Below are 12507 nucleotides of genomic sequence, written 5' to 3' on the forward strand. Positions count from 1 at the left end.
GTCCCCCGCAGCGTGGAGGGGAATACGCCTTTGCAGGCTTATTTCCACGCTGTCTGAGGCACCAGGAGCGTTGCCAGCGCCAGTGGGATGGCGCGATCTTTCGGGGAAATCGAATATGTCTACGAATTGCACCGCGGCGTACGTCAGTACGCGTGCCTTTGTGCGCTTGCCGCTAATTTTTGCGCTGTTGTTGCTGGCGCTGCTGTATTCCGGCCTGGCCGCCGCGGCGCCCTCGGCGGTCTGCCCGACCGTGAGCAGAACCGTCGTGCAGGGCGGTTCGGTGGTCATAGACGTCAGCAACTGCGACGGGCCGTTGGATCTCGGACTCGGTTCGGACAGCAGTCAGCCGGCGCACGGCACGAGCGTGCTCAGCAATCAAGGCGCGGGTGGGGCGCAAACCGTTACCTATACCCACAACGGCGATTCTGCGACATCCGATAGCTTCTATTTCTTCGACGAGGATGGCGACACCATCACCTTCAACATCACCATCACCCCGGCGCTGTCGGCCAGCATCGCGGTGAGTCCGGCCAGCCGCAACGAAGACAGCGGCGCGGCCTTCACCTACACGGTGACGTTGAGCCAGACCAGCAGTTCGGCGACCACGGTGAACATCGCCTCCAGCGGCACCGCCACCAGCGGTGGGGACTACACCGGCGCGGTGGGCAGCGTCGTGGTCCCGGCCAATACCACCACCGCCACCTTCGCCATCACGCCGGTCGCCGACGGCACCGTGGAAGCGGACGAGACAGTGATCATGAGCGTGGCCAGCGGCAGCGGCTACGGCATCGGCAGCCCGTCCAGCGCCACCGCCACCATCCTCGACGACGACGTGCCCAGCGCGTCGATCGCGGTGTCCCCGGCCAGCGTGTCCGAGGACGGCGCCACCAATCTGGTCTACACCGTCACGCTCGACCAGGCACCGGTGAACGCGACATCGGTCGCCTTCAACGTCGGCGGCAGCGCGACCTCGGGCACCGACTACGCGGCCGTGAGTTCGCCGCTGGTGATCGCCGCCGGCCAGACCAGCGGCACCATCACCATCAATCCGACCGCCGACAGCACCGTCGAACCCGACGAGACCGTGGTGATCAGCCTGGCCTCGGGCAGCGGCTACAGCGTGGGTTCGCCGGATAGCGCCACCGGCACCATCCTCAACGACGATGTGCCTTCGCTGAGCATCAACGACGTGAGCCTCAACGAAGGCGATGCCGGCACCAGCAACGCGACCTTCACCGTCTCGCTCAGCCAGCCGGCCGGCGCCGGCGGCGTCAGTTTCGACATCGCCACCGCCGACGGCTCCGCCACCGCGGGCGTGGACTACGTCGCTTCCAGCCTCACCGGGCAGACCATCCCCGCCGGCAGCAGCAGTGCCACCTTCACCGTGCTGATCAACGGCGACACGCTCAACGAAGCCAGCGAGAACTTCTTCGTCAACGTCAGCAACGTCAGCGGCGCCAGCGTCAGCGACGCCCAGGGCCAGGGCACCATCGTCAACGACGATGCGCAGCCGACGCTGTCGATCGACGACGTCAGCGTCAACGAAGGCAACAGCGGCACCACCACGGCCACCTTCACGGTGAGCCTGAGCGCGGCCAGCGGCCAGACCGTGTCGGTCAACTACGCCAGCGCCGACGGCACCGCAACCGCCGGCAGCGACTATGTCGCGCGCTCCGGCACGCTGACCTTCGCGCCGGGCACCACCGCGCAAGGCGTTGCGATCACCGTCAACGGCGATACCGCGGTCGAGCCGAACGAGACCTTCAGCGTCGATTTGTCCGGCGCCAGCAACGCGGGCATCGCCCGCCCCACCGGCACCGGCACCATCCTCAACGACGACGCGGTAGTGACGGTCGGTCCGGCGTCGCTGCCATCGGCGACGGCGGCCAGCGCCTACAACCAGACCCTGACCGCCAGCGGCGGCACCGCGCCCTACTCCTTCGTGGTCAGCGCCGGCGCGTTGCCGGCCGGCTTGACCTTGAGCGCCGCCGGCGTGCTGTCCGGCACGCCCACCGCCAGCGGCAGCTTCAACTTCACCGCGACCGCCACCGACAGCGGCGGCAGCCCCACCAGCGGCAACCGCGCCTACGCGCTGGTCGTGGCCAGCCCGACGCTCACCCTGCCGGCCACCACCCTGGCCGGCGGTACTGCCGGCCAGGCGTACACGGCCGCCATCAACCCGGCGACCGGCGGCATCGCGCCGTACACCTATACGCTCAGCGCCGGTGCGTTGCCGGCCGGCGTCACGGTCAACAGCGCGACCGGTGCGCTCAGCGGCACGCCCACCGTGGCCGGCAATTTCAACTTCAGCCTGACCGCGACCGACAGCACCACCGGCAGCGCCGGGCAGGCGAGCCAGAGCTACAGCCTGAACATCGTGTCGCCGACGCTGACCATCGCACCGCCGACCTTGCCTGCCGGCGCCATCGGTACCGCCTACAGCCAGACCCTGAGCGCCAGCGGCGGCACCGCGCCTTACAGCTATGCGATCAGCGCCGGCGCACTGCCGGGTGGCCTGACCCTGACCACGGGCGGCGTGCTGTCGGGCACCCCGACCGTCGCCGGCAGCTTCGCCTTCACCGTCAGCGTCACCGACGCGGGCGGCTTCGGTGCGGCGCAGGCCTACACGCTGGCGATCGCCTCGCCGACGCTGAGCATCGCGCCGGCGACACTGCCTGCCGGTACTGCCGGCAGCGCCTACAACCAGACCCTGAGCGCCAGCGGCGGCACTGCGCCGTACAGCTACGCGCTCAGCGCCGGTGCGTTGCCGGCCGGTCTGAGCCTGACCACGGCAGGCGTGCTCTCGGGGACGCCGACCGTCGCCGGCAGCTTTAGCTTCACCGCCACCGTCACCGACAGCACCGCCGGCGTCGCCGCGCAGGCAAGCCGCAGCTACACGCTGACGATCGCTTCGCCGACGTTGGTCATCGCGCCGCCGACGCTGCCGTCGGGCAAGGTCGGCAGCGCCTACAGCCAGACCCTGAGCGCCAGCGGCGGCACTGCGCCGTACAGCTACGCGGTCAGCACCGGCACCTTGCCGGCCGGGCTGGCCCTGGCCGCGAACGGCGCGCTGTCCGGTACCCCGACCACGGCCGCCAGTTCGGCGTTCACCGTCAGCGTCACCGACGCGCACGGCTTCACCGCGGCGCAGGCCTACACCGTGGCGATCGCCGCGGCGGTGCCGGCACCGGTGGCGGTGGACGACACCGGCGCCACGCTGGTCGAGACCGCGCTGACCCTGGCGGTGACCGGCAACGACACCGGCAGCATCGACACGATCGCGGTGACGACGGCGCCGACCCACGGCACCGCAGTGGTGACCGGCGTGGAGCTGGTGTACACGCCGGCGGCCGGCTATGTCGGCGCCGACACCCTGAGCTACACCGCAACCGGCGCAGGCGGCACCTCGGCGCCGGCCACGGTCACCATCACCGTCAATGCGCGCCCGGTCGCGGCGTCGGCGACGATGCAGGCGGTGTCCGGCGAAGCGCAGACGGTGGACCTGACCCGCAACGCGACCGGCGGGCCGTTCGTGGCCGCCGCGCTGGTGGCGATCATGCCGGCCAATGCCGGCACCGCGACCATCACCCGCAGCGGCGGCGCGGCAGCGGCCGGCGTTCCGACCGCGGCCGCGGCCGATGGCCCCAGCTTCATCATGACCTTCACCCCGAACCCGGCGTTCTCCGGCCAGGCCACGGTGCGCTTCACCCTGTCCAACGCCTATGCGACGTCGGCCGAAGCGGCCATCGTGTTCGTGGTCGCGCCGCGTCCGGATCCGACCCTGGATGCGGAAGTGCGCGGCCTGATCGATGCGCAGGCCGAATCGACCCGGCGTTTCGCCAAGGCGCAGATCGACAACTTCCAGCGCCGGCTGGAGGCCACCCATCGCGGCGATCGCAGCTTTGACAACAGCCTGAGCTTCCAGTCCACCTCGCACTGCCGCCAGGCCGAACGTGGCATGCCCGCGCAGCCGTGCAGCCAGGCCACCTGGGACAAGGATGCGGATCTGGATGCCGACGACGCGGCGGCGACACCAACCGCCAAGACCGCGGTCAACGGCGAACTCGGCCTGTGGGTGGGCGGTGCGATCCGCTCCGGCAGCCTGGACAAGCAGAGCCAGCGTGCCGGCGTGGACTTCCAGACCGACGGCCTGAGCATGGGCGCCGACTACCGCGCGTCGGATGCGCTGGCGCTGGGTGCGGGCGTGGGCTGGGGCCGCGACGACAGCGATGTCGGCAACAACGGCAGCCGCAGCAAGGCCACCGCGTACACGCTGGCGCTGTATGCCAGCTTCCACCCGGGCCGGCATTTCTTCTTCGACACGTTGGTCGGCTACCAGCTGCTGTCCTACGACCTGCGCCGCTACGTGACCGGCAACGGCGAACTGGCCGAAGGCCGCCGCGACGGCAGCCAGTGGATCGGCTCGGTGTCCACCGGCGCCGACCTGCAGCATGGCGATTGGCAGATCACGCCGTATGCCCGCGTGGACATGGCCCGCGCCACGCTGGACGCGTACAGCGAAGCGGCGATGGCGCCTTACGCGCTGCACTACGCGGACATGGACGTGTCCACCACCACCGGCAACCTCGGCCTGCGCCTGGAGTGGCGTCGCGAGATGAGCTGGGGTCAGTTCACCCCGCAGCTGCGCGTGGAATACCAGCGCGACTTCCAGGGCCGCGGCGACGCCACGCTGAGCTATGCCGACATCGTCGACGCTGGCCTGCTGTACCGCACCGGGCTGAGCGTGTTCGATCGCAACCGGCTGATGCTGGGGCTGGGCGCGGTGTTCACCACCGAGCAGGGCCTGTCCACCCGCGTCGAATACCGCGGCGTCACCGACGGCGACAGCGGCAACGACCAGACCTGGATGTTCAACGTCGAGAAGAAGTACTGACCTATAGCCCCTCTCCCGTCGGGAGAGGGGTTGGGGTGAGGGTCCGGCGCGAAGCGTCTCGCGGAGTTCGGGTACACGAGGCTGCGCCCGTACCCTCATCCGCCCCTTCGGGGCACCTTCTCCCGAGGGGAGAAGGAACAGCCGACTAGCCCCTCTCCCCTCGGGAGAGGGGTTGGGGTGAGGGTAAGGCGCGAAGCGTCTCGCGGACTCGGGCGCACAAGGCAGCGCCCGCCTGAACTCCACTTACGACTACGGCTATCAGCCAACCCGCATCTCGCATCCCGCAACGACGCCGCACCCGCGCATCCGGCACAATGCCGCACGCATGCACGCCCCTTCCGCGCCCGATTTCCGCCTGTACCCGTCCAACGCGCTGGATACCCTGGCCGCCCTGCTCGCCGAGGAACTGCGCCGGCCGGTGCCGGAGCAGCCCTTGCTGGCGCCGGAGGTAGTGCTGATCCCGCAGGTGGCGATGCGCCGTTGGCTGCAGTCCACCCTGGCCGCCGCGCACGGCGTTGCCGCGAACCTGGAATTCCTCACCCCCGGCGAATTCGTCGCGCGCGCGCTGGACGCCAACCTCGGCGCGGCCGCCGACGATCTGGACATGGCCACCACGCAGTGGCGGCTGTACGCGGCGTTGCAGGCCGATCTCGGCAGCGACGCGGCGCTGGCGCCCTTGGCCGGCTACCTGGCCGACGGCGACGTGCTCAAGCCCTGGGCGCTGGCCGGCGAACTGGGCAACGTGTTCGAGAAATACCAGGCCTGGCGCCGCGACTGGCTGCTGCGCTGGGAAGGCGGCGCCGACGCCGACGACCCACAGGCGCGCTTGTGGCGCAGGATCGCCAGCGGCCGCCAGTACCGTGCGCGCCGCATCGGCCAGTACCTGGACCGCTACGCGCGACCCGACGGCCCGTTGCCGCAGGGCCTGCCGAAACGGCTGTTCGCCTTCGCCATCCTCAACATCTCGCCCGACGTGCTGCGCGTGCTCGCCACCCAGGCGCGGGTGGGCACGCTGCATTTCTACCTGCCCACGCCGACCCAGGGCTACTGGGGCGATCTGCAGACGCTGTGGCAGCGCCGGCGCGAGGACGGCGCCGTCGACCTGTTCGCCGCGCAGGTGCAGGAAAACCCGCTGTTGCAGGCCTGGGGCGCGGCCGGGCGCGATTTCATGGCGCTGGTCGGCGATTACGAAGTGGTGCACCCGCTGGCCGAGATCGCGGTCTACGCCGACCCGCTGGCCTCCGGCCAGCGCCCGCTCGCCGGCGGCGGCCTCGGCGACAGCCTGCTGCGGCGCATGCAGAGCGACCTGTTCCACCGCCGCGCGCCCGCCGTGCCGCCACCGTTGCCGCAGGTGGACCTGGCCGATCCCAGCCTGCAGATCCACGCCTGCCATACCCGCCTGCGCGAACTGCAGGTGCTGCACGACCAGCTGCGAGCGCTGCTCGACGACCCGCGCTTCGACCCGCCGCTGCAGCCGCGCGAGATCGCGGTGCTGTCGCCGGACATCGATCCCTACGTGCCGTATTTGGACGCGGTGTTCGGCGGCCACGGCCGCGACGACGCGCTGCCGTATGCGCTGGCCGACGCCAGCCCGCTGGCCAGCGAGCCGCTGGCCGAAGTGTTCCTCAGCCTGCTCGGCCTGCCGTTGTCGCGCTTCGGCCTGCACGAGATCCTCGACCTGCTGGCCAGCGCGCCGATCGCCGAGGCCGCCGGGCTGGACGAGACCGGGCTGGAGCGCCTGCGCGGCTGGCTGCACGCCGCCGGCGTGCGCTGGGGCCTGGATGCGGCGCACCGGTTCCACCACCAGGCGCCCGCCGACGACGCCTACACCTGGCGCTTCGCACTGGACCGGCTGCTGCTCGGCCACGCCAGCGGCGCCGAGGACGATATCGCCGGCGTCGCGCCATGGCCGCAGCTGGAAGGCAGCGCGCTGGTGGCGCTGGATACGCTGCTGCGGCTGCTGCGCGTGCTGGACCGCCACCAAGCCATGCTGGCCGAGCCGATGGCCCCGGCCGACTGGCGCGAATGCCTGCTCGGCCTGCTCGATGCGTTGATCCCGCAGGCGCCGTCGGCGCCGCGTGCGCAACGCGCGCTGGACCGGCTGCGCAGCGTGATCGACCAGTTCGCCCGCGACGCCGCGCGCGCCGAATACGCCGGCAAGGTGCCGGCCGAGGTGGTGCGCGCGCATTTCGCCGCGGTGCTGGGCGAATCGGACACGCGCGCGCCGCTGCTCACCGGCGGCATCAGCTTCGGCCGCATGGTGCCGATGCGGCTGCTGCCGTTCCGCGTCATCTGCCTGCTCGGCATGAACGATGGCGACTTCCCGCGCCGCGACCCGGCCGCCGGGCTCAACCGCCTCACCGCCGAACTGGGCAGCGCGCGCCGCCGCCACGGCGACCGCTCCACCCGCGAGGACGACCGCTTCCTGTTCCTGCAGCTGTTCGCCTCGGCGCAGGACGTGTTCTACCTCAGCTATCTCGGCGCCGATGCGCGCGACGGCAGCGTGCGCGAGCCGTCGGTGCTGGTCAGCGAACTGCTGGCGAGCGCTGCGCAGTACCACGCCGACCCGAAAGCCAGCGAAACCCTCGTGGTGCGCCACCCATTGCAACCGTTCGCCGCCGCCGCGTTCGGCGCGCTCGGCGAGGACGGGGCCGATCCGCGCCGCTTCAGCTATCGCCGCCAGTGGCGACCGGCGGTGGACAGCCTGGCCGGACAGCGCCAGGCGCTGCTGCCGTGGGTCGCCGCGGCATTGCCCGCGGATGACATGGCCGTGCCGACCAGCGTTTCGATCGACGACCTGCGCCGCCTGTTCGCCGATCCGGCCGGGCAGTTCCTGCGCCATCGCCTGGGCATGCGCCTGCCCGACCCGGCCGGCGAGGACAGCGATCTGGAACCGTTGCTGGCGCCGGGCAGCGGGCTGGAGCAACACGACTTGCAGCAACAGGTGCTGGAGGCGGTGCTGAGCGGCGCCACCGATGCGCTGTACGCCCGCCTGCGCGCGCGCGCGCTGCTGCCGTCCGGGCCGCTGGGCCGGCGCCTGCTCGACGAACGCCTGCGCCAGCTGCGCCCGTACGCGGAAGCGTTCGCGCAGTGGCGTGGCGACGCGCCGGCGCAATCGCAGCGGCTGCAGCTGCACCTCGACGGCGTCGATCTGCATGGTCGCCTGCCCGGCTGGTATGCGAACGGCGTGGGCCGGGTGCAGGTCGGTGCGATCGGCGGCCGCGCCGCGATCCGCCACGGCCTGGAATGGCTGCTGCTGCGCGCCGCCGGCGAGCGCGCACCGTTCGTGCGTTTCTTCGAAGCCGACGACGGCCTCGGCCCGCATCCGATGGACGCGACCGCGGCCGAACCGCTGCCGCCAGCGCAGGCGCAGGCGGCGCTGGCCGACCTGCTGCGGCTGTATCGGCGGGGCCTGCAGGCGCCGCTGGCGTTCGCGCCTTACAGCAGCTGGAAGTATTACCAGGCCGCGCGCAACGGCGACCTCGACAAGGCGATCAAGGACGCCGCCGCGCAGTGGCAGGCCAGCTTCGGCTGGAGCGAAGCGGCCACGCCGGAACTGCGTCTGGTGCACCGCGGGCGCGACCCGTTCGCCGATGCGCAGCGCTTCGCCGAGTTCGCCGCCACCAGCCACACGCTGTACTCCCTGCTGGAACGCGGCAGCGCCGACAGCGCGCTCGATCCGGCACGGCTGACCGAAAGCTGGCGGCAGTGGCGCGGCGCGCAGGAGGACGCCGAATGAGCGCCCCCGCGCACGACCCGTACCTGGCCCTGCCGCTGCACGGCGTGCGCCTGATCGAGGCCAGCGCCGGCACCGGCAAGACCTTCACCCTGGCCACCCTGTTCACCCGGCTGGTGGTCGAGCGCGGCCTGCGCATCGGCCAGATCCTCGCGGTCACCTTCACCGAAGCCGCCACCCAGGAACTGCGCCGGCGCATCCGCGAGCGCCTGGCGCTCGCGGCGACGCTGGTGCCCGACGCTGCCCCGCTTCCTGTAGGAGCGGCTTCAGCCGCGACAGAGAGCATGGACGACCTGTCGCCGTCCCGGAGCGCAGACACCCTGTCGCGGCTGAAGCCGCTCCTGCAGGAAGCGCCGGACGCCGTTCTCACCCGCGCGATCCTCGCCGCGCACCTGGCCGCCAGCGACGAAACCTCCGCCGCCCTGCGCCGCCGCCTGCAACAAGCGGTGGAGGAAATCGACCTCGCCGCCATCTTCACCATCCACGGCTTCTGCGCGCGCGTGCTGCGCGAGCACGCGCTGGAGAGCGGCCAGACCTTCGCCGCGCCGGAACTGCTGGCCAACGACCGCGACCTGCTCGGCGAAGTCGCCGCCGACCTGTGGCGCCAGCGCGCCGCCGACGCGGCGATGGCCGACGACCTGGTCGCGCTATGGCCGGGCGGACCCGACGCGCTGGCCAGCGACCTGCGCGAACTGGTGCGGCATCCGCACCTGCTGCCGGCGGCACCGGTGCTGGCCGACGATGTCGCCGCAGCCACGCAGCAGGTGCAGGACGCGGCCGCCGCGCTCGCCGCCGCGTTCCACGCGTACGGCACCGCATTTTTCGAAGCGATCGCCGCCGCCATCGAAGACGGCGTGCTGAGCAAGGTCAGCTACAAGCCGGAATGGCTGGCATCGCTCTGGCATTGGTGCGACGGCTTCGCCGCCGCGCCTGCGGCGGGCCTCGCGCCGCATGCCAAGCTGATCAAGCTCACGGCAGCGGAGCTGGCATCCGGCACCAACAAGAAATTCGTCGGGCGCACGCCGGCCTCGCCGATGAGTCACGAGATCGACGGCTATCTGGCCGCACTGGCGCGGTTGGAAGAAGCGCGCGCCAGGCGCCGCATCCGCCTGCTGCACGCGCTGCGCGGCGATGCAGTGAAGCGGCTGGCCTTGCTCAAGCGCCAGCGCCGCGTACAGACCTACGACGACCTGGTCGATGGCGTCGCGCACGCGTTGCGGCCCGACAGTGCGCAGGCCGACGCGCTGGCGCGGCGGCTGCGCGCGCAATACGCCATCGCGCTGGTGGACGAATTCCAGGACACCGACGATCGCCAGTGGGCGATCTTCTCCAACGTGTTCGGCGAAGGCGCGCTGGCGCGCGAGGCGAGGCTGGAACCGGCGCTGTTCGTGATCGGCGATCCCAAGCAGGCCATCTACGGCTTCCGCGGCGGCGACGTGCAGACCTACCTGGCCGCGGCCGCCGACGCCGAACCGGCGCCGCCGCTCGGCCACAATTTCCGCTCGCGCCCCGCGCTGCTGGCAGCGATCGACGCGCTGTACGCGCAGGCCGGCTATGCGCAGGCGTTCCTGACCGACGGCATCGCCTTCCATCCGGTGCAGCCCGGCAGCAAGCGCCACGATGCCGAGCTGCAGCGCGACGGCGCCACCGCCCCGGCGCTCACGCTGTGGCGTGCGCCGCAACCGCCGCCGCCGCCGGCCGCGTCTGCGGCCAAAAACACATCCGCAGGCAAGCCCAAACCGTGGAGCGCCGGCCGCGCCCGCGCGCTGTGCACCGCCGCCTGCGTCGCCGCGATCCGCGACTGGCTGGCCGGCGGCCGCGCCGGCACCGCCATGCTTGGCGGCCGCGCGGTGCAGGCCGGCGACATCGCGGTGCTGGTGCGCAGCCACGGCGAGGCCACCCGCATCCAGCAGGCACTGGGCGCGGTCGGCATTCCCGCGGTGGCCGCCGGCCGGCAGAGCCTGTTCGCCACCGACGAAGCGCTGGAGCTGCTGACCCTGCTGCAGGCGCTGCTCGACCCGGGCGACGACAGCCGCCTGCGCGCGGCACTGGCGACGGTGCTGATCGGCGAAGACGCCGCCGCGATCGCCGCACTCGAACACAACGGCGACCGCCACCGCAGCTGGCAACAGCAGGCGCTGGACTGGCGCGAGCGCTGGCAGCGCGGCGGGCCGCTGGCGCTGATCGGCGACCTCGGCGCCGCGCACGCGCAACGCCTGCTGGCGCTGGTCGATGGCGAGCGCCGCCTGACCAACTACTTGCAGCTGGCCGAAACCCTGCAGGAAGCCGACACCCGCGCGCTCGGCCCGCACGGCCTGGTCGATTGGCTGTCGCGGCGCATCGCCAATGCCGACGACAACGACGAGACCCAGCAGCTGCGCCTGGAATCGGACGCGCGCCGGGTGCAGATCGTGACCCTGCACAAGAGCAAGGGCCTGGAATATCCGCTGGTGTTCCTGCCCTACATCGGCATCGGCCGCAGCGACCGCGGCGCCGGCCGCCACTGCGTCGTGCACGCGCCGCCGCTCGGCCGCCAGCTGCACTGGAACACGGGCAAGGACGACCCGGCCTGGAGCGCCGCCGAGGCCGCGTGGAAACAGGAACAGCGCGCCGAGGACGCACGCCTGCTCTACGTCGGCCTGACCCGCGCCGAGCACGCGCTGTGGATCGCCACCGGCCCCTTCCACCAGCACGAGCGCACCGCGCTGGCAGCGATGGTCGGCGACCTGGACGCGTTGCAGGCCGCCGCAGGCGAGGGCGCCATCGCCATCGACACCACGCCGCCGCCGGCCACCCTGCCGCGCCTGCCGCTGGCCGACGAAATCCAGGTGCCGCCGGCGCGCGTGCCGCAGCGGCATGTCGTGCCGGAGTGGTGGGTGTACAGCTTCACCCAGCTGGCCAATGCCGATGCCGGCGCCGCCGCCGACCCGATGGCCAGCGCCACCGTGGTCGGCAGCGGCGGCAGCGACGAGCCGTCCACCAGCGAGGCGGTCGCGACGACGCTGGACGTGGAAGCGTTCGACCGGCGCTTCACCGGCAACCGTTTCGGCGTGGCCATGCACGACGTGTTCGAACGCTGCGACTTCGCCGCCTGGCGCGATTGGCATCCCGGCCAGCCGGCGCCGGACGGGCAGACCGCGGCACTGCTCGAAGCCCTGCAACGCGGCGGCTACGCCCAGGACGAACTGGAGGATGGCGCGGCCATGCTCACCGCCCTGGTCGGCCACACCCTGACCGTCGCGTTGCCCGAAGGCACCCACCTGGCCGCGGTGCCCGAACCGCAGCGCCGCAACGAAATGGAATTCCACTTCACCATGCGCCCGACTCGCGTCGACGCGCTGCTGGCGCTGCTGCACCGCCACGGCGTGGTCGGCGAACGCCAGGCGTTCGGCGCGCGCCAGCGCCTGGAAGGGCTGATGACCGGCCTGATCGATCTCACCTACCAGCACGACGGGCGCTGGTACGTGCTCGACTACAAATCCAACCGCCTGCCCAGCTACGACGCCGACGCGTTGGCGCGGGCGATGGCGCACAGCGAATACGAACTGCAGGCGCTGATCTACACCGTCGCGCTGCACCGCTGGCTGCGTTTCCGCCTGGGCGACGCCTACGACTACGCCCGCGACTTCGGCGGCGTGCGCTACCTGTTCTGTCGCGGTCTGGACGCCACCCGCGACCCCTCGCCGGGCGTCCACGCCTGGCGCTTCGACCCCGCCCTGGTCTCGTCCGTCGACGCCCTCTTCGCCGGCGCCCCGCTCGAGCCCCTCTCCCCTCGGCGACCGCAGGAAGTCCCCGTGGGAGAGAGGGGGTGGGGTGAGGGTACGTCCGCCCACGGAACCCCCACCCCGTGAACCGACCCAAGCTCCTAGCCGCCCTC

3 protein-coding genes are annotated in these 12507 nt (G+C 71.8%); all 3 read left to right on the plus strand.

Features of this window, described 5'->3' with window-relative positions; genetic code table 11:
- Positions 1-160: 160 nt before the first annotated feature.
- The 3 genes from H9658_RS17920 (at position 161) to recB (ending at position 12481) form a co-directional block, all read left to right on the plus strand.
- Positions 161-4894, plus strand: a complete 4734-nt coding sequence (locus H9658_RS17920) for a putative Ig domain-containing protein (RefSeq protein ID WP_191826439.1) — start codon at positions 161-163, stop codon at positions 4892-4894.
- Positions 4895-5219: 325 nt separating this feature from the next.
- Positions 5220-8633, plus strand: a complete 3414-nt coding sequence (gene recC, locus H9658_RS17925; protein WP_191826400.1) for an exodeoxyribonuclease V subunit gamma — start codon at positions 5220-5222, stop codon at positions 8631-8633.
- Positions 8630-12481, plus strand: coding sequence for an exodeoxyribonuclease V subunit beta (gene recB / locus H9658_RS17930; RefSeq protein WP_191826401.1), 3852 nt, complete (start codon positions 8630-8632; stop codon positions 12479-12481). Before recC ends, recB begins: the two co-directional genes overlap by 4 nt.
- Positions 12482-12507 lie beyond the last annotated feature (26 nt).

It is taken from the genome of Xanthomonas bonasiae, assembly GCF_014836395.1.
In the GTDB taxonomy this organism is placed as follows: domain Bacteria; phylum Pseudomonadota; class Gammaproteobacteria; order Xanthomonadales; family Xanthomonadaceae; genus Xanthomonas_A; species Xanthomonas_A bonasiae.

Excerpts from the sequence above, each read along its gene's own strand:
- recC (WP_191826400.1), top strand. The coding sequence starts at position 5,220 with ATGCACGCCCCTTCCGCGCCCGATTTCCGCCTGTACCCGTCCAACGCG.
- recB (WP_191826401.1), top strand. The coding sequence starts at position 8,630 with ATGAGCGCCCCCGCGCACGACCCGTACCTGGCCCTGCCGCTGCACGGC.